Source organism: Vibrio sp. HDW18 (assembly GCF_011306175.1).
Lineage (GTDB): Bacteria > Pseudomonadota > Gammaproteobacteria > Enterobacterales > Vibrionaceae > Vibrio > Vibrio chanodichtyis.
Map to the genome: position 1 here is coordinate 2,019,303 of NZ_CP049913.1, position 23,156 is coordinate 2,042,458.

Genomic DNA, 23,156 nt, shown 5'->3' on the forward strand with positions numbered 1-23,156 from the left:
AGGTAGTCTCTGGAGTTATGAAAAAACTGCATAATAAATTGCGATAATTAGGCTTTATGATAAAGATCAAATTATGTAGAATGCGTTGCATAAAGTGATGACGAAAACGTTTGCGTTGAGTCGTTGTGTGTTTTTTTTTGCAATTTCAGTCAAATCTGAGTCAGGAGATACAGATGCTTAAGCGTGATATGAACATCGCTGATTACGATCCGGAGCTTTACGCGGCTATCCAAGAAGAGACACTTCGTCAAGAAGAACATATTGAACTCATTGCTTCAGAAAACTACACCAGCCCGCGTGTAATGCAAGCACAAGGTTCTCAACTGACCAACAAGTATGCGGAAGGTTATCCTGGCAAGCGTTACTACGGCGGCTGTGAGTTTGTTGATAAAGCGGAAGCTTTGGCGATTGAACGTGCTTGCCAACTGTTTGGCTGTGAATATGCCAACGTGCAACCACACTCTGGTTCTCAAGCGAACAGCGCAGTGTATATGGCGCTACTTAACCCAGGTGATACTGTGCTTGGTATGAGCCTTGCACACGGTGGTCACTTAACCCACGGTTCGCCAGTGAATTTCTCTGGTAAGCATTACAATATCATTCCTTATGGCATTGATGAAGCTGGCCAAATCAACTACGACGAAATGGAAGCGTTGGCGTTAGAGCACAAACCTAAGATGATCATCGGTGGTTTCTCGGCTTACTCACAAATCGTTGATTGGAAGCGGATGCGTGATATTGCCGATAAAGTCGGTGCTTATCTGTTTGTCGATATGGCGCACGTTGCTGGTTTGGTCGCGGCTGGCGTCTACCCAACACCGGTACCATTTGCTCATGTGGTGAGTACCACAACCCATAAAACCTTGGCAGGTCCACGCGGCGGTTTGATTTTGTCAAATGCTGGCGAGGAGATGTATAAGAAACTGAATTCTGCGGTTTTCCCTGGCGGCCAAGGTGGCCCACTGATGCATGTGATTGCGGCTAAAGCAGTGGCATTTAAAGAAGCTATGGAGCCTGAGTTCAAAGCCTATCAAGCGCGCGTAGTCAAAAATGCTAAGGCGATGGTGGCGCAGTTCCAAGCTCGCGGCTATAAAATTGTCTCGAACAGCACCGAGAATCACCTATTCTTGGTCGATCTGATCGATAAAGACATTACCGGAAAAGATGCGGATGCCGCACTCGGTGCAGCGAACATCACGGTTAACAAAAACTCGGTGCCAAATGATCCACGCAGTCCATTTGTGACTTCTGGCATCCGCGTAGGTACACCGGCGATCACCCGTCGTGGCTTTACCGAGCAAGATGCACAAGATCTGGCTAACTGGATGTGTGATGTGCTCGATAACATCAATGATGCCGCGGTAATTGAAGCGACCAAGCAAAAAGTGCTGGCGATCTGCCAACGTTTACCCGTTTACGCGTAAGCGGTGAGTCGAGCAGATACTGCGATAAATGAAAGCCTGCATTTTTGCAGGCTTTTTACTTTTCATATTACTTAGAAGCGCAATGGCTTTTATTACTTAACTTCTAACCCTTTGGCTTGCAAATCCGCATGATAAGAAGAGCGCACAAACGGGCCACATGCCGCATGAGTAAAGCCGAGTTGCAGCGCGATGGCTTTTAGTTCATCAAACTCAGCAGGGGGGACATAGCGTTCAACCGGTAAATGGTGGCGGCTTGGTGCTAAATATTGGCCGAGTGTTAACATGGTTACCCCATGGGCACGTAAGTCTTGCAGTACTTCAATGATCTCTTGCTTGGTTTCACCTAAGCCCATCATTAGCCCTGATTTAGTCGGGATATGCGGGTGCTGCTGTTTAAATTGGCGCAGTAATTCTAGCGACCACTTGTAGTTTGCCCCCGGGCGCACTTTACGATACAAGCGTGGCGCCGTTTCTAAATTATGGTTAAACACATCCGGTGGATTATCTTGCAGCGCGGCTAAGGCAACATCCATCCGGCCTCGGAAATCTGGCACTAGGGTTTCAATTTTGATGTGTGGATTTAACTGGCGAATTTCACGGTTACACGCAGCGAAATGTTGCGCGCCACCATCACGTAAATCATCACGATCTACTGAGGTGATCACCACATACTTGAGCTGCATATCGCGAATGGTTTGTGCTAGTTTTTGCGGCTCTTGCGCTTCCGGCGCATTTGGGCGGCCATGGGCCACATCACAGAACGGGCAGCGTCGAGTACAGATGGCACCAAGGATCATAAACGTGGCGGTACCATGGTTAAAACATTCCGCCAAGTTGGGACACGAAGCTTCTTCACACACTGAGTGCAGGCTATTTTTACGCATCGCGGCTTTGATGTCTTGGATGCGTTGACTGTCGCTGGGCAGCTTTATTCTCATCCATTCCGGCTTGCGCAGAATTTCTTGCGGCTCTGTCGGCATATTTTTGGTTGGAATTAAGGCCATTTTGGCGGCATCACGATACTTAATGCCGGCTTCCATCTGAATTGGTTTACTCATAATTATAGGCTTCTGTGCTGAATTCGACTTGCTCGTAGTCTAGTTGAGCAACGAGGTTTTGGATTAATAGTTGTGCTACGGCTTCGAGGTCAACCGAGCGATCAAAATCGCTGATTTGCACCATCTCCATGCCGGGATAGCCACAAGGGTTGATGCGTTGAAAAGGGCTAAGATCCATCTGAATATTCAATGCCAACCCATGGAATGAGCAGCCTTTGCGGATACGCAAACCTAATGAACAGATTTTTTTATCTTGTACATAAACCCCAGGCGCATCAGGGCGGGCAGCAGAGTCAATCTGGTAGTGTTGTAAGGTGTTAATGACTAATTGTTCAATCTTAGTGACCAGTTCACGAACCCCGAGGTGTTTACGGCGCAGATCAATTAATACGTAGGCGATTAATTGCCCGGGGCCATGGTAAGTGACTTGCCCACCACGATCACTTTGCAGCACTGGAATATCACCAGTATTTAATAGATGTTCAGTTTTGCCAGCTTGTCCTTGAGTAAACACTGGATGGTGCTCGACCAGCCAGACTTCATCGCGCGTTGTTGAGCTACGCTGATCGGTGAAGTGGTGCATCGCCTGCCAAACGGGCGTGTAATCCTGCTTACCAAGGTATCTCACTAACAACTGATTTTCCATCAAGCACATCCATCTGAGATATGTAAAGTATTTCGATTATAAACTGCTTGTGCATAATCAACTACCTATCTGCGGCATCTTTTTGATGTTATGGTGGGGGTGGCTAATTAACTTGATGAAAAATAAAGAAAAGCAGCCGAAGCTGCTTCCAATAATATTTTAACAAATAAAATAATGACGAGGTTTACAACACCATACGCACAATATCGATTTCACCTAGCTCTTTATAGAGGATTTCCACTTGTTCGATCGAGGTCGCGTGAATGGTCACTGATACGGAATGATAGTTACCTTTTGCGCTTGGTTTGACTCGTGGGCTGTAATCACCAGGAGCGTGGCGCTGAATCACTTCTAACACCCGTTCTGGTAGCTCAGGTTTAGCATATCCCATGACCTTGTAAGTAAAGGAACATGGAAATTCGAGCAAATCTTTTAATTTCGCATCAGAGTTGATGTTGAGCATAGTGACACTCCAGTTTGAGCATTGGAAAAACGGGACGAAATACTACAGCCATTCCGATGTGATCTCAAGCGCACAAAAAAGCCGCACTGGGCGGCTTTGTTTAGTGTTGAATCGATATGCACTCAAGCTAGGATAGGGTTCACTTAAAACCAGCTTTTAAACAGCAGTACCAAGTAGTCCCACAGACGATTAAATAAGCTACCTTCTTCTACATCTTCCAGCGCCATCAGTGGGTATTGCACTAGATCGTTGCCAGAGAGTTGATAGTAAAGCGTCCCGACCACATCACCTTTTTTCAGTGGTGCTTTAAGCTCTTTTTCCAGCACAAAGCTGGCGGTGAGATCTTTGGCTTGGCCACGAGGTAGGGTGACATAAGTATCTTCTGCCACGCCGAGCGCGATGGTATTTTGGCTACCCATCCAGATGGTTTCGTTGACAAAGGTTTCGCCAGCTTTATGTGGCGCTACGGTTTCAAAAAAGCGGAAGCCATAACTGAGCAGTTTTTTACTTTCTGCTTTGCGGGCGTTTTCACTGTCGGTACCCATCACCACAGCGACTAAACGCATGCTCCCTTCAGTCGCTGAGCTCACTAGGTTATAACCCGCGCCACTGGTGTGTCCGGTTTTGATCCCATCCACATTCATGCTTTTATCCCACAGTAAGCCGTTGCGGTTATATTGGGTGATACCGTTGTAGGTGTATTTTTGCTCCGCATAAATGGCATATTCATCCGGTACATCTCGGATCAGTGCTTGGCCAAGTAGCGCTAAGTCATAAGGGGTTGAGTATAAATTCGCATCATCCAAACCATGTGAGTTGGTGAAGTGGGAATTTTTCATATTCAACGAGCTAGCCCAAGCATTCATCAGATCGACAAACGCATCTTCGGTTCCGGCAATGTGTTCAGCCATGGCGACACACGCATCGTTACCGGACTGAATAATAATGCCACGGTTAAGATCACTGACTTTTACTGTGGTTCCGACTTCAATAAACATTTTCGATGAGTCAGGAAAGTTTTTCGCCCAAGCATTTTTGCTGATCGTTACATCATCATTGAGTGAAATATTGCCACGTTGGAGCTCTTGCCCAATCACATAGCTGGTCATCATTTTGGTCAGGCTGGCCGGAGAAAGTTTGGTATTACTCTCTTTTTCCGCTAACACTTTGCCTGAATGATAATCCATCAACACATAGCCTTTGGCGGCAATTTGTGGTGCATCAGGAACCACGATCGGAGAGGCTAATGCGCTGCTGCTTAATGAGATGGCGAGCGTAATCGAAGACGCTAACCCAGATTTTAGGATTAATTTTTTCATGGTGAATGCTTAGTTCTACTTAAGTGTCCGTAATCTTAACAAAAATAACCTCTCAAACCAGACGCGGATGATCAAGTCTGGTTTGAGTTATTATTGAGTGCGTTTATTAAGCGTTTTAATAAATGCGCTGTCGTAACCAGCAGATTTTACTTGTTCAAGTAAATTCTGGGTTAGATCATCGTCAGTAAAGGGGCCAAGGTACAATCGATGATGGCTGTCTGCGCTTTCCACAAAGCTTGGCACCGATAAGCTCTGACCTAAGTTCTGCGCTAAAGTTCGCACCCGTTCAACATGTTGTGATGAAACCACCTGAATCACATATTCAAGCGCATTAATTTTCGGGCGCGGGGCTGTTGGCTTGTCGACACTGATGACTTCAATTTTGACATTGGCCGTGCCAGCTTGTACTACGCCAATTTTGTAGGCGGCCGCATAGCTAAGATCAATCACTCGTCCGTCATGGAACGGACCGCGATCATTGACTCGGACAATGGTGGTTTTGCCATTATCGGTGTTGGTCACTTTTACATAGCTCGGGATCGGCAGGGTTTTATGCGCAGCCGTCATCGAATACATGTCGTAAATTTCACCATTTGAGGTGCGGTGACCATGAAACTTTTTACCATACCAAGAGGCTTTACCGCTTTCGGCAAAGCCTTTGGGATCTTTAATAATGCTATAGCTCTTACCGCGCAGGTTGTAGTTTTTATTGCCGCCTAAGCTATATGGCTCATACTGTGGATGAGCATCTTCAATATGCTCAACTGACAGTGGTTTATCTGGTGCTTTATCATCCGACATCTCGTAGCGGCCACTGGAAGAGCTGCATCCAGCCAAAATGAAAATAAGCAAGGTGTATAAATAAAATCGGTTCATTAAAGTGTCTTCGAAAACGCCTTACGATGGGTATGAATGGACATCAAAATACCGAAACCGGCCATCAGAGTCACCATTGAAGTCCCACCATAACTAATCAGCGGTAGCGGTACGCCTACCACAGGTAAAATTCCGCTTACCATGCCTATGTTAACAAACACATACACAGAGAAGCTGAGTACGATACTGCCCGCCATCATGCGCCCAAAGGCATTTTGGGCATGGCTAGCTAAGTACAGCCCGCGGCCAATAATAAATAAATATAGGCTCAACAGCGCTAAGATGCCGATCATACCCCATTCTTCAGCAATTACTGCAAAGATAAAGTCAGTATGTCGTTCAGGAAGAAATTCCAGTTGCGATTGCGTGCCATGTAGCCAGCCTTTGCCGGATAACCCGCCCGATCCAATCGCAATCTTACTTTGGATAATATGATAGCCCGCTCCGAGTGGGTCGGATTCTGGGTCAAACAGCGTGCGTACCCGAACTTTTTGGTATTCGTGCATCCAAAAGAACCACAGTACAGGCACAAAAGCACCCACGGAAATGGCCGCAGCCGTGATCAGCTTCCAACTGATCCCGGCTAAAAAAATCACAAAAATGCCGGATGCGGCAATCAGAATTGAGGTACCTAGATCGGGTTGTTTCGCAATCAAGATAGTCGGTACAAACACCATCAGTAGTGAAACTGCTAAGGTTTTTAACGAGGGCGGCAGAGCGCGTTTGCCGATATAACGTGCCACCATCAGCGGAACCGCCAGTTTGAGCAATTCTGAGGGTTGGAAACGGACAAAACCAAGGTCAAGCCAACGCTGTGCACCTTTGGAGGTTTCTCCAAACAGCAGTACACACACTAGCAGTACCCCCCCACAGAAAAACAGTATTGGTGCAGCACTTTCGTAAGTGCGAGGTGAAATTTGTGCGAGCAGCACCATTACCACCAGTGACATCGCCATACGCATCGCTTGGCGATCCATCATAGCGATGCTTTGCCCGCTGGCACTATACATCACTACTAGCCCAAATCCCATCAGGGTTAAGACACCAATTAACAACGGTAAATCGAGATGAAAACGCTCAAACAGCACCCGATTTTGTCCGGTAGAGGGATCCATCTTCATTATTGTTGTGCCTCTTGTGTCACACTGTTACCTAAAATCACCCGATCGAAGATCTGACGGACCACAGGGCCACCATTGCTTGAACCGCCACCGCCGTGTTCGAGTACCAATGTGACGATCACTTTGGGATCATTCACCGGAGCGAAACCAGTAAATAAAGCGTGGTCGTGTAGATGTTCCGCTAATTCGCTGGCGTTGTATTTTTGGCCATCAGCTAAACCAAACACTTGCGCAGTACCGGATTTGCCCGCTGTAGGATAAGACATATTTTGAAAAGCGCGTCGTGCGGTACCTTTCGCGCCATGGTTAACCAAGTGCATGCCTTGGATCGCCATCTCCCAATACCGTTTTGGCACCCCATCAATCGGCGGATAGGTGGTGTAAGACATATCCCGCTGACTAGCAAATTGGGCACCGTTTTCAATGGTGGCACGCAATAGATGAGGTGCAGTGACAGCACCATGGTTGACTAACACCGAGGTGGCTTTGGCAATTTGCATCGGGGTTGCGGTCCAATAGCCTTGACCAATTCCAACCGGAATCGTATCACCTTGGTACCATGGCACTTTATGGCGGGCCATTTTCCATTCACGAGTAGGCATATTCGCCTTACTCTCTTCGTAAATATCAATGCCGGTAAATTCACCAAAACCAAAACGCATCATCCAACTGGAGAGCTTATCGATCCCCATATCGTAGGCTATTTGATAGAAGAAGGTATCCACCGACTCTTCAAGGGATTTGATGATATCAACTCGACCATGTCCCCAGCGTAGCCAATCACGGAAAGGGCGCGTATCGGTATTAGGAATGCGCCAATAGCCTGGATCGTTACGCGTGGTATTTGGGGTGATGACGCCGTCTTGCAGTGCTGAAACGGCGATAAAGGGCTTAACCGTTGAACCGGGTGGGTAAATCCCCAGCGTGGTACGATTCACCAATGGGCGGCGTGTATCATTGAGTAATTCATTGTAAGCCTTGGCGGAAATACCATGTACGAACGAGTTGGGGTTATAGCTTGGGCTCGATACCATCGCCAGTACACCATTATCCTGTGGATCGAGTGCAACCACAGAGCCACGGCGTCCATCTAATAATTGATAAGCGTAGAGTTGTAGCTCAATGTCGAGGTTGAGCACAATATCTTGCCCGGGGATAGGCGGAACATATTTTAGCGTACGGATCACCCGCCCGCGGCTATTGACTTCCACTTCCTGATAACCGGCAGTGCCATGCAGCAAATCTTCGTAGTAACGTTCAATGCCCAGCTTGCCAATATCACGTGTGGCTTGATAGTTGGCTTTTTTATCTTCTCGCTCTAAGCGCTCCAGATCTTTATCGTTAATGCGTGATACATAGCCAATCACATGAGTCAGTACTTCGCCATATGGATAATAACGTTTTAGGTTAGCGCTAACTGCAACGCCGGGAAATTTGTGCTGATTGACCGAAAATTTAGCCACTTGCTCGTCGGTGAGCTGAGTCAGTAATGGTACCGAGTTAAAACGCCGTGTTTGGCGGCGTTCTTTTTCAAAAGCGGCCAGTGCTTCTGGGCTAATTTCGAGGATCTGCTGTAAGCGCTCAATCGTTTCCGTCATATTGGGCACTTTTTCTGGGGTCAGCTCTAAGTTGAATACTGGACGGTTTTCCGCCAGCAATACCCCATTACGATCAAAAATCAGTCCGCGATTCGGTGAAATCGGCACCACTTTGATTCGGTTATCATTGGAGCGGGTTTTATAATCTTGATACTGGTTGATCTGGATATGATACAAGTTAGTGACCAGCAGCCCCATACACAGCAAAATCGCCAAGAAAGAGACGATAGCGCGATTACGAAACAGCTGCGTTTCGGCTTGATGGTCGCGGATTGGGGAATGCTGGTGTCGCATGGCACGCTATTCTCGATGATAAGGGTGGTTAGTGGTGATGCTCCAAGCACGATATAAGCTTTCCGCCATCACGACTCTGACCAATGGATGAGGTAGGGTGAGCGGTGAAAGTGACCAACTTTGATCCGCCGCGGCTTTGCAAGCAGGAGCAAGTCCTTCTGGCCCGCCAATCAAAATCGAAACGTCGCGGCCATCGTGTTTCCAGCTTTCCAGTTGTTGCGCAAGCTCCTCGGTATCCCAGCGTTTACCGGGAATATCCAAGGTGATGATGCGATTACCTTTCGGTACCGCAGCGAGCATCGCTTCGCCTTCTTTTTGCAAAATGCGCGCAATATCGGCATTTTTACCCCGTTTACCCGCGGTAATCTCTACCAATTCGAGTGGCATATCATGCGGGAAGCGACGGCGGTATTCTTGAAAGCCCTCTTCAACCCATTTCGGCATTTTGGTACCGACCGCGATCAGTTGAATTTTCACACTTAGCCCCAGAGTTTTTCCAGTTGATACAGTTCGCGTTGTGATGCTTGCATCACATGCAGCATCACGCTGCCCATATCTAACACCACCCATTGACCTTCATTTTCACCATTGATGCCAAGTGGGGTTAGACCAGCAAGTTTGGCTTGGTTGGCAACATGTTCAGCAATCGAGGTAACATGGGTTTTTGAGGTGCCGGTGCACACAATCATAAAATCAGTAACGCTGGATTTACCTTGAACATCTAGCGTGGTGATATCCACCGCTTTAATATCATCGGCTTTGTCGGCAAGAAAGTCTTTGAGTGCTTCAGCTTGCAAGGGAATATCCTCTCAATTGAGTTAATAAAAGCCACAGTTTTTATCCCCTTCTTACTTGAAGCTGTAGCGGTGTTGGCTAGGTTCGTTCATCCCAATCACATAGTTTGTCTATGCTGATGGGGACTTACTCACTTGCTGCCTACCTACAACATCAAGTTGTTTGGGTATATAAACGGCGCAGTATATCACGCTTTTAGTGTGGTAAAGGCAGCTTTACCTGAGGATCACAGCATTGCAAACTCAATTGCTGCAAGATTGGCCATACCGGTTGTTGATATTGTGTTTTGGCCAGTAATTCAGCTTGTGCCAGTAAGCTCAGTAGTGAGTGCAGTGTACGAGTGGGTAATCGCTGCAAGGCTGCTGAATAAAGTGGCCTACGATTTTGCCACACCCGATGGCGATCAAATAGAGCACCGAGATTGCCCAGCGTTTGGCGCTCTTGCTGCCATTTTAACAGTTGGATCAGCTCTTTTTGCGCACTACGGATCAATATGATTGACTCACTCTCTTCCAGCATCAGTTGGCGTAAGATGCGCTGAGCACGGTTAGCCTTGCCCTCAAGCAAGGCATCCATCCAGTGATAAGGCGTGAAATGGTTATGGCGGCTTAGTGACTCTTCTAAACGCACTAAGGTGAGTCGGCCATCAGGGTAGAGTAGGGCTAATTTTTCTAGGCTTTGACTAAGTGCAAATAAATTACCTTCATGCCACTGTGCCAGCATTTGTACCGCTTCAGCGTCCGGTTTTAAGCCGAGTGTGTAGCAGCGCTGTTGCACAAACTGTGGTAGGCGGTTTAACTCAGGAGTGAGGCAATTGACCCAACAGGCGTTTTGGCTCAGGGTTTTAAACCAAGCGGCACTTTCTTGGGCCTTAGTTAGTTTAGGACCGATCACCACCAGCAGAATATCCGCGTGGAGCTGACCTACTAAGGTGTTTAACTCTTTTGCTGTCGCGGCGTTGATGCCCGATTCTGGGATTTCCAGCTCGATTAACTGACGATTGGAAAACAGGCTGAGAGCCTGACAACAATCATAGACAGAGCTCCAATCTAAGCTGGCATCCGCGCTGAAGCGATGTTTTTCGATAAATCCTTGCGCTTTGGCCGCGGTTTCAATCGCGGTTTTGGCTTCTTGGATCAACAGCGGTTCATTACCCAATACGAGGTAAATCGGATACAGGGTTTTGTGCAGTGACTCAGCCAGTTTTTCAGCGTAAATGCGCATCGAAACTACTCACTTTGGCCTTCTGTGGCGGTTGGCTCCGTCAATTCTTGAGTCTCAAGCTGATAATCGGCCTGAGCGTTTTCATGTTCTAAGGCTTGCTCATCCAGTGTTTTACGGGCGAAGTCGGCTTTTAAACGTGCCATTTGGCGCACAATTTGGCTAGCGGCCAAGCGGCGCATCTCTTCTTCAATCATGTCGCGTTCAACAGATTTTGCCAGTGCAGTCAGTGGGTTATCTAGATAGCTACGCGTAACGCTGGTTGAAAAAGTCCGGCTGCCTAGCTCAGGCACGGTTACTCGATAAGAGGCTCGAAAGGTCAGCTCTTTTTCTGCGGCGCGGGTATTTTGGTATAGCGATAAGGTGCGTTCGCCGACACTTTCACTGAGCAGATGTAAATTCGGCACATCGGCGGCGGGGGTTTGTAAGTTGACCTTATTCAGACGTAATTGGCGATGAACTAAGCGTGTAAAGCTGCTGTATTGGTCATAACTGGTTAAAGACATGCTCGATAGCTCTTGTGGAATACTGTAGTCACCACGTAAGTGGAAACCACACGCGGTCAGTAAGCTGGTGAGCAATACCAAAAGTGACCATTTCAAACTAGTAACAACAGGGGTAGGCATGGAGGCTTCAGTCTCATTATTAGGCACAATACTTATCTCAGCTTATCAAGCGTTGATCATGCGATAAGCTGAGATAAATACACAGGACGATTCCTGTTTACTGACCTTAAAACCCGCCATTAGTTCATTGGTTACGCTAATGGCGGGTTGATTGGTTACGCTAGGCTAAGTTAGCTCGCTACGATATTGAGCAGTTTACCCGGCACATAAATCACTTTACGTACGGTTAGACCATCGGTGAATTTCTGCACGTTCTCATCTTGCATGCCTAATGCTTCCACTTGTTGTTGAGTGGCATCAGCAGCAACGGTCAGTTTGCCACGCAGTTTACCGTTGACTTGTAGCACGATCAGCTTTTCATCTTCGACCAGTGCGGCTTCATCGTACGTTGGCCAGCTTGCCGTATCGATATTGCTTTGACCGAGTGCCACCCACATTTCGAAACAGATATGTGGAGTGATCGGGTACAGCATCAGCGTGATCGCCTGCAGTGCTTCATCCAGAATCGCACGATCTTGCGCTTCGGCCATTGGTGCTTTAGTCAGCTTGTTCATCAGCTCCATGATCGCAGCGATAGCGGTATTGAAAGTCTGACGACGCGCGACATCATCGGTCACTTTGGCGATGGTTTTGTGGACATCGCGGCGCAGCGCTTTTTGGTCTGCATTCAGAGCAGATGCATCCAGTGCTGGAGCTTGGCCAAGCGCAGCATGTTCACGAACCAGTTTCCAAACCCGACGCAGGAAGCGGTTAGCGCCCTCAACACCAGATTCTTGCCATTCCAGGGTCATATCTGCAGGTGAGGCAAACATCATGAACAGACGTACCGTGTCAGCACCGTATTTGTCGACCATCTCTTGTGGGTCGATGCCGTTGTTTTTCGACTTAGACATTTTGATCATGCCTGAGTGCTCAACTTGACGACCTGTGGTATCCACTGCCGAGACGATACGGCCTTTGCCATCACGTTCTACTTTGACTTCAGTTGGCGCAACCCACTCTTTACCACCTTTGTCATTGGTGTAGTAGAAAGCATCAGCCAGTACCATGCCTTGGCATAGCAGCTTTTTAAATGGCTCATCGCTTTGCACGTAACCTGCATCACGCAGCAGTTTGTGGAAGAAACGTGAATAGAGCAGGTGCATACACGCATGCTCAATACCACCGATGTATTGATCGACTGGCAGCCAGTAATTGGCTTTGGCTGGATCAAGAATATCATCCGCTTGTGGTGAACAGTAACGCGCGTAATACCATGAAGACTCCATAAAGGTGTCAAAGGTATCGGTTTCGCGCAGGGCTGGCGCACCGTTAAAGGTGGTTTTTGCCCACTCTTTATCGGCTTTGATTGGGCTGGTTACCCCATCCATCACCACATCTTCTGGCAAGATCACAGGCAGTTGGTCTGCTGGTACTGGGTGGACTTGGCCATCTTCAGTCGTCACCATCGGAATTGGTGCACCCCAATAACGTTGACGGGACACGCCCCAGTCACGCAGACGGAAGTTAACTGTTTTAGTGCCTTTGCCTTCTGCTGCCAATTTGGCCGCGATCGAGTTAAAAGCGGCTTGGAAATCCAAACCATCAAATTCGCCAGAAGCGAACAACACACCTTTGTCAGTGTAAGCGGCTTCAGACACATCCAGCTCGCTGCCATCAGCAGGCTTAATCACAGGGATGATATCTAGGCCGTATTTGGTCGCGAATTCAAAGTCACGTTGGTCATGAGCTGATACCGCCATCACTGCCCCAGTACCGTAATCCATTAATACGAAGTTGGCGATGTAGATCGGTACTTCACGACCGTTTAAAGGATGGATAGCTGTTAGGCCAGTTGCCATGCCTTTCTTTTCCATGGTCGCGATTTCGGCTTCGGCCACCTTGGTGTTTTTACATTCATCGATGAAGGCGGCGAGGGCTGGGTTATTGGCTGCCGCTTTGCTGGCCAGAGGGTGACCTGCGGCGATTGCCACGTAGGTCACACCCATCAAGGTGTCAGGGCGTGTGGTATACACTTCAAGGTCAGTGTTTTCGCCTTTGACGGCAAATTTCAGTTCTACACCTTCAGAGCGACCAATCCAGTTACGCTGCATGGTTTTAACCATTTCAGGCCAACCGTCTAGGTTATCCAGATCATCAAGCAGCTCTTGGGCATAGGCCGTGATCTTAATAAACCATTGTGGGATCTCTTTTTGCTCAACCGGAGTATCACAGCGCCAGCAGCAACCATCTTCTACTTGCTCGTTGGCCAGCACGGTTTGGTCATTAGGGCACCAGTTAACCGATGAGGTTTTTTTGTACACTAAGCCTTTTTCAAACAGTTTAGTGAAGAACTCTTGTTCCCAACGGTAGTACTCTGGGCGGCAAGTGGCAAATTCACGATTCCAGTCATAACCAAAGCCCAGTAATTTGAGCTGGTTTTTCATGTATTCGATATTTTCGTAAGTCCAAGGCGCTGGCGCAGTATTGTTTTTGACCGCCGCATTTTCTGCTGGCAGACCAAATGCATCCCAACCGATAGGTTGTAGTACGTTTTTGCCTTGCAGACGTTGGAAACGAGAGACTACATCACCGATGGTGTAGTTGCGCACATGACCCATATGCAGTCGGCCGCTTGGGTACGGGAACATAGAAAGACAGTAGAATTTTTCTTTGTTTGGGTCTTCACTAACCACGAAGGTTTGGTGGTTGTCCCAGTGCTGTTGAACCTTGTGTTCAATCTCTTGTGGGTTGTATTGCTCTTGCATCGATGACATCCATCTTGGAATTTGTGAGTTCAGTAGGAACGAACTCTTTCGGTTCGGCATAGAATACAGAAAGCAGGGGTTTACAACAATAGCTATCCCCTTCCAACTTGAAGCTGCAACTTGAAGTTGGAAGGGGATGATCCGCTAGTCATCAGGCTTGAGAGAGGTAAGATATGCCAAAACAGAAAGCAAGTTATGAAGCCTTATTGGCTGAGGTGGTAGAAACCCTTAAACACAGTTCTGATGGTGTGCATGAGATTGTGCAATCTTCCGCCAAGTATGTGAATGCGGCTAATGATTTAACCAAAGATGAGCTCGCCTTAATCTCAGCTTATATCGAAGCCGATCTCAAAGAGTTTTCGGAACGTGTTGAGCAGAGCAAAAGTGGCCCATTTTATCTGATGATCACTAACTCGATTTGGCAGGGGCTGCTGGAGATTACTGATCGCACCAGCGTCGAGTGGCGAGAGTTGTTTGCCGATTTGGAGCATCAAGGCTTGTATCAAGTCGGTGACATGATTGGCTTGGGGATCTTGGTGTGCGATCACTGCGGTCACAAAACCGAGTTTACTCACCCAACTGTGGTAGAGCCTTGTACTCAATGTGGCGGTAAAGCTTTCAGCCGCCAAGCTCTTAAGCCTTAGCACAATCTTAGATCTATTGAAAAACCCAACCTGATCCAAACCAATCACGGGAAGCTTTGCTTCCCGTTTGTGTCAGTGTTTATTTGTGTCAGCACTGGTATTTATATCAGTACTTATATATGGCGACGTCGCCAGCCAGCCAACATCAGAGCCAGTCCGACCCAGAGATAGAGTGGTGTGGTGCCGACTTGATAATAAGGCGTGCTGCCCCGAGTTGGGGTGACTGTGGCTCTTAATACGCCAGTTTCAAATTGTGGCAGTTGAGCGATAATCCGCCCACGTTGATCGGTGATCGCGGTAATGCCATTGTTGGTCGCACGGATCAGTGGTTTACCGAGTTCTAATGCGCGCATACGGGCAATTTCCATATGTTGCATCGGACCGATGGAGCGGCCAAACCAAGCGTCATTGGATAGCGTGAGCAGAAAATCGGTCTCAGCGGTCACATTGTCACGCACTTGCTGATTAAAGATAATTTCATAACACAGTGCGGCAGCAAACGCGAAGCCTTTGGCAATCAGGTTCGGCTGTACATACTCGCCTTGGCTAAACGAGGACATCGGCAAATTAAAAAAGGGAGCGAGCGGTCTTAACAGCGCCTCAAATGGCACAAATTCGCCAAATGGCAACAAATGGTATTTGTGGTAGCGCAGACTTAGGTCATAGCGATACTCTTCGTGAGGAGTAACGCCAAGGGTCAGTACACTATTGAAATACTGTTGATCATCATTTTGATTGATAATGCCGGTGATCACAGCACTCTGATTGATTCGCGCCGCAGCATCTAAATTATGCAAGAATGACGGAATTTCAGATTCCAGTGCAGGGATTGCCGCTTCTGGCCAAATAATGATGTCCGCATCCCAGTTTTCTCGGGTGAGATCGGTGTATTTCATGATGGTTGGCCAGCGCTGGTTGGGTAGCCATTTTAAGCCTTGTTCAATGTTGCCTTGGATCAGCGCGACCGCTGTGTTGCGTTCGGTTTGCGGGGTGACCCATTGGATTGCTTGTAAGCCATAGCCAGTGGCATAGATGATTAGCGGGATTAAGAGAGTGAGCCAGCGGCGATTGAGCAGAGCATAAGCACAACTGCCGGCACAGATCAGCAGTAGTAAGGTGATCAACTCCACTCCGCCGATCGGCGCGAAGTTAGCCAATGGACTATCAATTTGGCTGTAGCCAAGCCATAGCCAAGGAAAGCCGGTCATCACCCAACCGCGTAACCAATCAGTGATTAACCATAATGCCGGTACTGCGCCTAACCATTTGCTGCGCGAGTTATTGGCAAACCAGCGATTGAGCAGCCAGCCGAAAAGTGCCGGATAAAGGGCGAGATAACCGACCAGTAAGGTCATTAAAAACAGGCTAGCGATTTTAGGCATTCCGCCAAAGGTGTCGATACTGACATGTACCCAACTGATCCCGAAGGCAAATTGCCCAATTCCCCACGCATAACCAATTATCGCAGCTCGCCGTGCAGTTTGTTGATGCAGCAGCAGCAGCAGTAAAGTGGGGCTGATTAAGGCGAGTGGCCAAATTTGATAGGGGGCAAAAGCCAGCGGGGTCAACACACCAACCAAAGCGGCCGCGAGCGGCCGCATTAGGCGATGAGATAATAGGCTGTTCATCGTGTTGTTATTTACCGTTGCTCAGTCATCGGAGAGGGTTATTCTTGTGCATGCGAGAGCGTTTCTAGATCTGGCACGGTCACTTGCAAGGCGACCACGCGGCGATTGTCCGCTGCCATCACTTTGAAATTGTAGCCTGCGATATCGACCACCTCGCCACGGGCGGGTAAGTGTCCAAAGGCGGTCATCACCAAACCACCGACGGTATCCACCTCTTCATCACTGAATTTGGTGCCAAAGGTGTGGTTAAACTCTTCAATAGTGGCAAGAGCTTTGACCGAGAAAGTGTGCTTGCTCAGTTGACGGATCTCTTTTTGCTCTTCATCGTCAAATTCATCTTCAATGTCGCCGACGATTTCTTCCAGAATGTCTTCAATAGTCACTAGCCCGGAAACACCACCAAACTCATCCACCACAATCGCCATATGGTAACGTTCTTCACGGAACTCTTTGAGCAAGCGGTCAACCCGTTTACTCTCCGGAACGACCACCGCTGGGCGGATCACTTGCTGGATATCGAATGGAGCACTATTCGAGCCGAGATATTTGAGTAAGTCCTTCGCAAGTAGAATGCCTTCCACATGATCTTTATCTTCGCTGATCACTGGATAACGTGAGTGCTGCGCATCGGTCATGATGGCGACTAAGCTATCGAGATTGTGGGTACGATCGATGGTGACCATTTGTGAGCGTGGGATCATGATGTCGCGTACGCGCATTTCGGCGATTTCCATCACCCCTTCCAGCATGTCGCGGGTGTCATGGTCAATCAAATCGTTGATTTCAGAGTCGCGGATCACATCGACCAGCTCTTGGCGATCTTTTGGCTCACCCTGAAAAAGTTGGCTTAGGCGTTCAAAGAAGGACTTTCTACTCGGACCTTCCGAATTTTGAGCATTGTCGTCGTTCATTATGTCTCAATTTACTAACGCTATCAGAAGTGTGATAGCTCACATGTGCCTTATCTTGGCCGATAAGGGTTACATTTTTTCGGTCAGATACGGATCACTAAAGCCCATTTGTTGCATAATTTCGGTTTCCAGTGCTTCCATCTCTTTGGCTTCATCATCTTCGATGTGGTCATAACCTAGCAGATGCAGGCTACCATGTACAACCATATGCGCCCAATGAGCCTGTAAAGGTTTATTTTGTTCAATCGCTTCATGTTCAACCACTTGGCGACAGATCACCAAATCACCGAGCAGATCAAGTTCGATACCCGGAGGAGCTTCAAATGGGAAAGAGAGCACATTGGTCGGTTTATCTTTGCCGCGATAATTGAGATTGAGCTGATGACTTTCCGCACTATCGACAATCCGAATCGTTACTTCAGCTTGGGCTTGAAATGGGCTAATGGTATGGGTTAGCCAAGTGGCAAAATCAGCAGCGCTTGGTAGCCCATGGTGATCGCTGACGGCAAATTGTAAGTCCAGTTCGATACTCATGACAGGTGCGACTCATGTGGGTTAGATGACGTTGGCTGAGCTGGCGAAGTCTCGCTCACGACGCTACTGAGTAGCCCCGCTGCTCGCTCCTCACGGCGGCGCTGCTCATGTAGCTGACGCTGCTTTTGATCTTGCGCTTCCCACTGTTCATAAGCATTGACGATGCGTGCCACCACTGGGTGGCGTACCACATCCTCAGCTTGGAAAAAGTTAAAGCTGATCTCTTCGACTTGACTGAGTACTTCAATTGCGTGGCGCAGCCCCGATTTTGCACCGCGTGGTAAGTCGATTTGGGTCACATCACCAGTGATCACCGCTCGCGAATTAAAACCAATCCGGGTGAGGAACATTTTCATCTGCTCTACGGTGGTATTTTGGCTTTCATCAAGAATGATAAACGCATCATTTAAGGTGCGTCCGCGCATGTAGGCGAGGGGAGCGACTTCAATCACATTGCGCTCAATCAGTTTTTCAACCCGCTCAAAACCGAGCATTTCAAACAGGGCATCGTACAGTGGCCGCAAGTAAGGATCGACTTTTTGGCTGAGATCGCCAGGCAGAAAGCCGAGTTTTTCCCCCGCTTCAACCGCAGGGCGGGTGAGCAGAATGCGACGGATTTCTTGGCGCTCAAGTGCATCCACTGCGGCGGCGACCGCAAGATAAGTTTTGCCGGTGCCAGCTGGGCCAACGCCAAAGGTAATATCGTGGGTCACCATATTCATCAAGTATTGAGCTTGATTCGGGGTGCGCGGTTTGATCACGCCTTTTTTGGTTTTTACTACCACTTCTTTGCCGTAGCGAATGCTCGACTCATGCTGCTGTTCCAGCACGCCAGACTCTTTGATCGCTAAGTGAATTTGCTCAGGTTCAATATCGGCAATCTCACCACGCAGCGGCGCGGTAGCCACATATAAGGTCTTAATAATATCCAGTGCTGCAGCGGCAGTATGTGTTTGGCCGACGATGGTAAAAAAATGGCCGCGGTAATTGATTTCAACCCCTAAGCGCCGTTCGAGGTGCTTGATGTTATCATCGAAAGGGCCACATAGGCTGGCTAAGCGTTGGTTATCAGAAGGGTGTAGATCGATTTCTAAGGTTATAATTTTATTGCTCAAATTTGCCTCTCACTATGCCAATAAATGTCCGATTGTGACCGGACATTTATCGACAGTGTATACGAGATTAAGGAGTAAATGTAGCCACTCCAAGCTCATCTTCACGGCGAGTCTTGGCTTTCATTGCTGAAGGCGAGGTGGCAATCCGCAGATTCATTTGCGATTCGGTACGCACTAATTCACCACGCAGTGAGTTGGCAAACACATCCACGATTTTGACATCGACAAATTGACCAATCAGATCTGGTGAGCCTTCAAAGTTAACAAAGCGGCTATTTTCAGTACGACCACACAGCTCCATCAAGTTTTTCTTCGAAGGACCTTCGACCAAAATTCGCTGCTCAGTACCGAGCATTAAGCGCGAATAACGCATCGCTTGGCTGTTGATTTGTTGCTGTAGCTCGTACAAGCGCGCTTTTTTCACCTCTTCCGACAGATCGCAAGGATAATCTGCCGCTGGGGTGCCTGGGCGTGGCGAGAACACAAAGCTAAAGCTCATATCAAAATCCACATCGCGGATCAGCTTCATGGTGTCTTGGAAATCTTTATCAGTTTCACCAGGGAAGCCGACGATGAAGTCTGAGCTGATCTGAATATCTGGGCGTGCTTTACGCAGTTTGCGAATGATCGATTTGTATTCAATCGCCGTGTGTGGTCGCTTCATCATAGTTAAGATGCGATCGCTACCACTTTGTACCGGCAGGTGTAGGAAGCTCACTAACTCAGGCGTGTCTTCATACACGGCAATAATATCGTCGGTAAATTCCAGTGGATGGCTGGTGGTAAAGCGAATACGATCAAGCCCGTCAATGGTGGCAACTAAACGCAGCAGTTCAGCAAAAGAGCAGAGATCACCATCATGCGTTGCACCACGATAAGCATTAACATTTTGGCCGAGTAGGTTAACTTCACGCACGCCTTGTTCAGCCAGTTGCGCAATTTCAAACAGCACGTCATCGACTGGGCGGCTTACTTCTTCACCGCGAGTGTAAGGTACTACGCAGTAAGTACAGTATTTTGAGCAGCCTTCCATAATCGAGACAAAGGCTGTCGGGCCTTCAGCACGCGGCTCAGGTAGGCGGTCAAACTTTTCAATTTCAGGGAAAGAGATATCCATCACCGGTGCAGAACTGGTTTGTGAACGCTGAATCATTTCAGGCAGACGATGCAGGGTTTGCGGGCCAAAAATTACATCGACATACGGTGCGCGCTGGCGAATCGAGTCGCCTTCTTGAGTCGCTACGCAACCACCAACCCCAATCACTACACCGGGTTTCTTATCTTTCAGCGTTTTCCAACGTCCAAGTTGGTGGAAGACTTTTTCCTGTGCTTTTTCACGAATTGAACAGGTATTTAGGAGTAAAACGTCTGCTTCCTCGGGTATTTCGGTCAGCTCATAGCCGTTAGCAGCATTAAGCAGGTCAGCCATTTTGGATGAATCGTATTCGTTCATCTGGCAGCCCCAAGTTTTAATTAGCAGTTTCTTACTCATCACACTTTCGCTCGTTCAATAGTTCTTCAATCATTTGAGCTTTAGCTCACATTCTAGCCGCCCTCTCGGCGGTAAGCAGCGTATTGTACTGCTTTAAAAACTGACTGACTAGTAATTGGCATCATTCTCTGTTGCCCTTATGGCGATTGGGTTTTGCTCTGATTCGTCGTTAGGTTTTCCGGTAAAAAAGGTCGCAATCTTGAAACCACTCCGTACAATGCGTTGGGGATGATAGGCCGAGTGAGAAACCGATGAGCAGCAACAAGTTTGACATTTTAGTAGTAGGTGGAGGCATGGTTGGCGCGGCGGCGGCGCTGGGATTTGCCCAGCAAGGACGCACGGTTGCCTTGATCGATAGCTGTGCACCGCAACCATTTGAGCCAGCTCAAGCGATGGATGTGCGTGTCTCGGCTATATCACACACCTCAGTGCAGCTTTTAGAATCACTTGGCGCTTGGCCAAACATTGTGGCGATGCGTGCTTGTCCCTATCACCATTTGGAAACGTGGGAACATCCTGAGTGTCGCACACGTTTTTCCTGTCACGCCTTGGATTTACCACAGTTGGGTTACATGGTGGAAAATCGCATTATTCAACTTGGCTTGTGGCAGCAGTTGGCGGATTATCCGCAACTGACCTTGATGTGCCCAGAGCAGTTGCTAAAACTGGAGATAAGTGGACAGGGATGTCAGGCTATTTTGCAATCGGGTACCGTACTGGAGTGCGATTGGGTGATTGGAGCCGATGGCGCCAACTCCCAAGTACGTCAATTGGCACAGATTGGCATCACTGCGTGGGATTATCGTCAACACTGTTTGTTGATTAATGTTGAGACTCAGCGTATTCAGCAAGAGACGACTTGGCAGCAGTTTTTCCCAACTGGGCCGCGCTCTTATTTGCCGCTAGGTGGCAATCAAGCATCGTTGGTTTGGTACGATAGCCCACAGCGGATCCGCACTTTGGTAGGTTTAAACCCAGCGCAATTACGTAGTGAGATTATTGAGCATTTCCCTGCCGAACTTGGTGATATTCGCGTATTGCAGCAGGCCAGCTTCCCACTGACTCGTCGTCATGCTCAGCAGTATGTGAAAAATCGCTGTGTGTTAGTGGGGGATGCGGCACATACCATTAACCCACTTGCCGGGCAGGGGGTAAACCTTGGTTTTAAAGATGTGGCGGAATTATTGGCCCAAACCGAGCATCAAACGCGGCTGACGGTCGAACACTTTGCCGCTTATCAGCGTGGTCGGCGTGCTGATAATCTATTGATGCAAACCGGTATGGATCTGTTTTATCAAACGTTCAGTAACTCGCATCTACCACTCAAGTTGCTGCGCAATGCTGCGCTGGCGGCGGCCGAATGTGCTGGGCCATTAAAAAAACAAGTGCTGCGTTATGCGCTCGGCCTTTAGTCTTGGTTATCTCTCGCAAGTCGGATGAATGTTCTGCATTCATTCACTGAATACGCTTTGTTTATGCTAAAGTGGCCAACAAGTTTTAATATGAGCTGTGGTATAATTGTTAATCAAAGGTATTTGGGGCGATGAAAATGAACGATACAGGCCAAATTACACAAAAAGATCTACTCAAATTGCTTGTTGATCAGGCGCAGCATAACGCTACCCGCGATGAACTTAACCGTGTGGAAGATAAACTCATCATTCGCATCGATGCCGTTGAGACTAAGCTTTCAGCACGCATTGATGCCGTTGAGACTAAGCTTTCAGCGCGCATAGATGAGGTTGAGACTAAGCTTTCAGCGCGCATAGATGAGGTTGAGACTAAGCTTTCAGCGCGTATAGATGAGGTTGAGACTAAGCTTTCAGCACGCATTGATGAGGTTGATACTAAGCTTTCTACTCGCATTGGTGAGCTTGAAACTAAAATGGATATGAAGTTTTCTTCTTTGAAATCAACAATTATTGTCACCGCTATTGGTTCGGTTATTGCTCTTGGCGGCTTATTAATCGCCTTAGCACAACTCATCAAAGCCTAATGTGCTGACTTGAGTACTTATCAAAGAGCAGCATAGGGATAACGTACTGATTCTGGTGCTAAAAACAAAAAAACGCTGCGCAAGGCAGCGTTTTTGACATCACACAAGTGGATTACTTGGTAACGCGTAGGATTGCAGTTTCGCCAACCACTACTGAACCAGCAAGTTTGTTCAGCTCTTTGATCTCATCCATGTTAGAAATAACCACAGGAGTCAGAGTTGATTTTGCTTTCTCTTCTAGTAGAGCCAAATCGAATTCGATAATAGTATCGCCGATTTTTACTGATTGACCTTCTTCAGCGATGCGAGTGAAGCCTTCGCCTTTCAGTTCAACAGTATCAATACCGAAGTGAACAAACAGCTCGATGCCGTCGTCAGATTCGATAGAGAATGCATGGTTGGTTTCGAAGATTTTGCCGATAGTACCGTTAACAGGAGCCACCATCTTGTTACCAGCAGGCTTGATCGCGATACCGTCACCAACGATTTTTTCAGCAAAAACCACATCTGGCACATCTTCGATGTTAACGATTTCACCAGAAAGAGGTGCGATGATTTCGATTGCACCTGCGTTAGCGCTGTCGTCAGAGACGAGCTTTTTAAGTTTGTCAAACAGACCCATTGTGTCATGCTCCTAACGTGTTAGTT

General features: G+C 47.9%; 22 protein-coding genes. 4 read left to right on the top strand and 18 right to left on the bottom strand.

Annotation, left to right across the window (positions count from 1 at the left end; genetic code table 11):
• Nucleotides 1-173: 173 nt before the first annotated feature.
• On the top strand, nucleotides 174-1,424 hold the full coding sequence (glyA, locus tag G7083_RS09760; RefSeq protein WP_166014587.1) for a serine hydroxymethyltransferase: 1,251 nt from the start codon (nucleotides 174-176) through the stop codon (nucleotides 1,422-1,424).
• Nucleotides 1,425-1,516: 92 nt separating this feature from the next.
• On the opposite strand, the gene lipA is transcribed toward glyA, so the two are convergent.
• From lipA to leuS, 12 genes are all read right to left on the bottom strand, one after another.
• Nucleotides 1,517-2,482, bottom strand: coding sequence for a lipoyl synthase (gene lipA / locus G7083_RS09765; RefSeq protein ID WP_166014588.1), 966 nt, complete (start codon nucleotides 2,480-2,482; stop codon nucleotides 1,517-1,519).
• Complete coding sequence (lipB, locus tag G7083_RS09770; RefSeq protein ID WP_166014589.1) at nucleotides 2,475-3,128, bottom strand: lipoyl(octanoyl) transferase LipB; 654 nt, start codon at nucleotides 3,126-3,128, stop codon at nucleotides 2,475-2,477. Before lipB ends, lipA begins: the two co-directional genes overlap by 8 nt.
• A gap of 184 nt (nucleotides 3,129-3,312) precedes the next feature.
• Nucleotides 3,313-3,591, bottom strand: a complete 279-nt coding sequence (gene ybeD / locus G7083_RS09775) for a DUF493 family protein YbeD (protein ID WP_166014590.1) — start codon at nucleotides 3,589-3,591, stop codon at nucleotides 3,313-3,315.
• A gap of 143 nt (nucleotides 3,592-3,734) precedes the next feature.
• A complete protein-coding gene (locus tag G7083_RS09780) occupies nucleotides 3,735-4,910 on the bottom strand; it encodes a serine hydrolase (protein WP_166014591.1) in 1,176 nt (391 codons plus the stop codon).
• A gap of 90 nt (nucleotides 4,911-5,000) precedes the next feature.
• Complete coding sequence (locus tag G7083_RS09785) at nucleotides 5,001-5,786, bottom strand: septal ring lytic transglycosylase RlpA family protein (RefSeq protein WP_166014592.1); 786 nt, start codon at nucleotides 5,784-5,786, stop codon at nucleotides 5,001-5,003.
• Complete coding sequence (gene rodA / locus G7083_RS09790; RefSeq protein WP_166014593.1) at nucleotides 5,786-6,907, bottom strand: rod shape-determining protein RodA; 1,122 nt, start codon at nucleotides 6,905-6,907, stop codon at nucleotides 5,786-5,788. Before rodA ends, G7083_RS09785 begins: the two co-directional genes overlap by 1 nt.
• The gene (mrdA, locus tag G7083_RS09795) at nucleotides 6,907-8,799 is read right to left on the bottom strand and encodes a penicillin-binding protein 2 (protein ID WP_166014594.1); all 1,893 of its coding nucleotides are present in this window, start codon (nucleotides 8,797-8,799) and stop codon (nucleotides 6,907-6,909) included. Before mrdA ends, rodA begins: the two co-directional genes overlap by 1 nt.
• Before the next feature lie 6 nt (nucleotides 8,800-8,805).
• Nucleotides 8,806-9,276, bottom strand: a complete 471-nt coding sequence (gene rlmH / locus G7083_RS09800) for a 23S rRNA (pseudouridine(1915)-N(3))-methyltransferase RlmH (protein WP_166014595.1) — start codon at nucleotides 9,274-9,276, stop codon at nucleotides 8,806-8,808.
• A gap of 2 nt (nucleotides 9,277-9,278) precedes the next feature.
• A complete protein-coding gene (gene rsfS / locus G7083_RS09805) occupies nucleotides 9,279-9,596 on the bottom strand; it encodes a ribosome silencing factor (protein WP_166014596.1) in 318 nt (105 codons plus the stop codon).
• Nucleotides 9,597-9,789: 193 nt separating this feature from the next.
• Nucleotides 9,790-10,818 carry a DNA polymerase III subunit delta gene (gene holA / locus G7083_RS09810; RefSeq protein ID WP_166014597.1) on the bottom strand — a complete coding sequence of 343 codons (1,029 nt, stop codon included), beginning with the start codon at nucleotides 10,816-10,818 and terminating at the stop codon, nucleotides 9,790-9,792.
• Between the two features lie 5 nt (nucleotides 10,819-10,823).
• Nucleotides 10,824-11,441: an LPS assembly lipoprotein LptE gene (gene lptE, locus G7083_RS09815; protein ID WP_166014598.1), complete on the bottom strand. Its 618-nt coding sequence runs from the start codon at nucleotides 11,439-11,441 to the stop codon at nucleotides 10,824-10,826.
• A gap of 170 nt (nucleotides 11,442-11,611) precedes the next feature.
• Nucleotides 11,612-14,188, bottom strand: a complete 2,577-nt coding sequence (leuS, locus tag G7083_RS09820; RefSeq protein WP_166014599.1) for a leucine--tRNA ligase — start codon at nucleotides 14,186-14,188, stop codon at nucleotides 11,612-11,614.
• A 173-nt stretch (nucleotides 14,189-14,361) separates the two neighbouring features.
• Here leuS and G7083_RS09825 point away from each other — a divergent pair, with 173 nt between their 5' ends.
• The gene (locus tag G7083_RS09825; RefSeq protein ID WP_166014600.1) at nucleotides 14,362-14,832 is read left to right on the top strand and encodes a zinc ribbon-containing protein; all 471 of its coding nucleotides are present in this window, start codon (nucleotides 14,362-14,364) and stop codon (nucleotides 14,830-14,832) included.
• A 113-nt stretch (nucleotides 14,833-14,945) separates the two neighbouring features.
• Here G7083_RS09825 and lnt read toward each other — a convergent pair whose 3' ends face one another.
• The 5 genes from lnt to miaB form a co-directional block, all read right to left on the bottom strand.
• The gene (gene lnt, locus G7083_RS09830; RefSeq protein ID WP_166014601.1) at nucleotides 14,946-16,460 is read right to left on the bottom strand and encodes an apolipoprotein N-acyltransferase; all 1,515 of its coding nucleotides are present in this window, start codon (nucleotides 16,458-16,460) and stop codon (nucleotides 14,946-14,948) included.
• A gap of 38 nt (nucleotides 16,461-16,498) precedes the next feature.
• Nucleotides 16,499-17,371, bottom strand: coding sequence for a CNNM family magnesium/cobalt transport protein CorC (gene corC / locus G7083_RS09835; protein ID WP_166014602.1), 873 nt, complete (start codon nucleotides 17,369-17,371; stop codon nucleotides 16,499-16,501).
• 69 nt (nucleotides 17,372-17,440) lie between these two features.
• A complete protein-coding gene (gene ybeY / locus G7083_RS09840) occupies nucleotides 17,441-17,905 on the bottom strand; it encodes an rRNA maturation RNase YbeY (RefSeq protein ID WP_166014603.1) in 465 nt (154 codons plus the stop codon).
• Complete coding sequence (locus tag G7083_RS09845) at nucleotides 17,902-19,020, bottom strand: PhoH family protein (protein ID WP_166014604.1); 1,119 nt, start codon at nucleotides 19,018-19,020, stop codon at nucleotides 17,902-17,904. Before G7083_RS09845 ends, ybeY begins: the two co-directional genes overlap by 4 nt.
• Nucleotides 19,021-19,087: 67 nt before the next feature.
• Nucleotides 19,088-20,512 (bottom strand): tRNA (N6-isopentenyl adenosine(37)-C2)-methylthiotransferase MiaB, encoded by a 1,425-nt coding sequence (miaB, locus tag G7083_RS09850; protein ID WP_166014605.1) that lies wholly within the window; start codon nucleotides 20,510-20,512, stop codon nucleotides 19,088-19,090.
• A gap of 251 nt (nucleotides 20,513-20,763) precedes the next feature.
• On the opposite strand from miaB, the gene G7083_RS09855 reads away from it, so the two are divergent.
• Together G7083_RS09855 and G7083_RS15000 are read left to right on the top strand one after the other, a co-directional pair.
• The gene (locus G7083_RS09855; RefSeq protein ID WP_166014606.1) at nucleotides 20,764-21,924 is read left to right on the top strand and encodes a 2-octaprenyl-3-methyl-6-methoxy-1,4-benzoquinol hydroxylase; all 1,161 of its coding nucleotides are present in this window, start codon (nucleotides 20,764-20,766) and stop codon (nucleotides 21,922-21,924) included.
• A 131-nt stretch (nucleotides 21,925-22,055) separates the two neighbouring features.
• The gene (locus tag G7083_RS15000) at nucleotides 22,056-22,508 is read left to right on the top strand and encodes an apolipoprotein A1/A4/E family protein (RefSeq protein WP_206212093.1); all 453 of its coding nucleotides are present in this window, start codon (nucleotides 22,056-22,058) and stop codon (nucleotides 22,506-22,508) included.
• Between the two features lie 112 nt (nucleotides 22,509-22,620).
• Here G7083_RS15000 and crr read toward each other — a convergent pair whose 3' ends face one another.
• The gene (crr, locus tag G7083_RS09865; protein ID WP_166014607.1) at nucleotides 22,621-23,130 is read right to left on the bottom strand and encodes a PTS glucose transporter subunit IIA; all 510 of its coding nucleotides are present in this window, start codon (nucleotides 23,128-23,130) and stop codon (nucleotides 22,621-22,623) included.
• Between the last annotated feature and the right edge of the window lie 26 nt (nucleotides 23,131-23,156).

What these genes read in the sequence shown, in the direction of transcription:
- miaB (WP_166014605.1), bottom strand. Translation starts at nt 20,512, where the DNA reads ATGAGTAAGAAACTGCTAATTAAAACTTGGGGCTGCCAGATGAACGAA.
- corC (WP_166014602.1), bottom strand. Translation starts at nt 17,371, where the DNA reads ATGAACGACGACAATGCTCAAAATTCGGAAGGTCCGAGTAGAAAGTCC.
- G7083_RS09785 (WP_166014592.1), bottom strand. Translation starts at nt 5,786, where the DNA reads ATGAACCGATTTTATTTATACACCTTGCTTATTTTCATTTTGGCTGGA.
- crr (WP_166014607.1), bottom strand. Translation starts at nt 23,130, where the DNA reads ATGGGTCTGTTTGACAAACTTAAAAAGCTCGTCTCTGACGACAGCGCT.
- lipA (WP_166014588.1), bottom strand. Translation starts at nt 2,482, where the DNA reads ATGAGTAAACCAATTCAGATGGAAGCCGGCATTAAGTATCGTGATGCC.
- lnt (WP_166014601.1), bottom strand. Translation starts at nt 16,460, where the DNA reads ATGAACAGCCTATTATCTCATCGCCTAATGCGGCCGCTCGCGGCCGCT.
- leuS (WP_166014599.1), bottom strand. Translation starts at nt 14,188, where the DNA reads ATGCAAGAGCAATACAACCCACAAGAGATTGAACACAAGGTTCAACAG.
- lptE (WP_166014598.1), bottom strand. Translation starts at nt 11,441, where the DNA reads ATGCCTACCCCTGTTGTTACTAGTTTGAAATGGTCACTTTTGGTATTG.
- lipB (WP_166014589.1), bottom strand. Translation starts at nt 3,128, where the DNA reads ATGGAAAATCAGTTGTTAGTGAGATACCTTGGTAAGCAGGATTACACG.
- G7083_RS09780 (WP_166014591.1), bottom strand. Translation starts at nt 4,910, where the DNA reads ATGAAAAAATTAATCCTAAAATCTGGGTTAGCGTCTTCGATTACGCTC.
- ybeD (WP_166014590.1), bottom strand. Translation starts at nt 3,591, where the DNA reads ATGCTCAACATCAACTCTGATGCGAAATTAAAAGATTTGCTCGAATTT.
- mrdA (WP_166014594.1), bottom strand. Translation starts at nt 8,799, where the DNA reads ATGCGACACCAGCATTCCCCAATCCGCGACCATCAAGCCGAAACGCAG.
- ybeY (WP_166014603.1), bottom strand. Translation starts at nt 17,905, where the DNA reads ATGAGTATCGAACTGGACTTACAATTTGCCGTCAGCGATCACCATGGG.
- rodA (WP_166014593.1), bottom strand. Translation starts at nt 6,907, where the DNA reads ATGAAGATGGATCCCTCTACCGGACAAAATCGGGTGCTGTTTGAGCGT.
- G7083_RS09825 (WP_166014600.1), top strand. Translation starts at nt 14,362, where the DNA reads ATGCCAAAACAGAAAGCAAGTTATGAAGCCTTATTGGCTGAGGTGGTA.
- G7083_RS15000 (WP_206212093.1), top strand. Translation starts at nt 22,056, where the DNA reads ATGAAAATGAACGATACAGGCCAAATTACACAAAAAGATCTACTCAAA.
- G7083_RS09855 (WP_166014606.1), top strand. Translation starts at nt 20,764, where the DNA reads ATGAGCAGCAACAAGTTTGACATTTTAGTAGTAGGTGGAGGCATGGTT.
- holA (WP_166014597.1), bottom strand. Translation starts at nt 10,818, where the DNA reads ATGCGCATTTACGCTGAAAAACTGGCTGAGTCACTGCACAAAACCCTG.
- glyA (WP_166014587.1), top strand. Translation starts at nt 174, where the DNA reads ATGCTTAAGCGTGATATGAACATCGCTGATTACGATCCGGAGCTTTAC.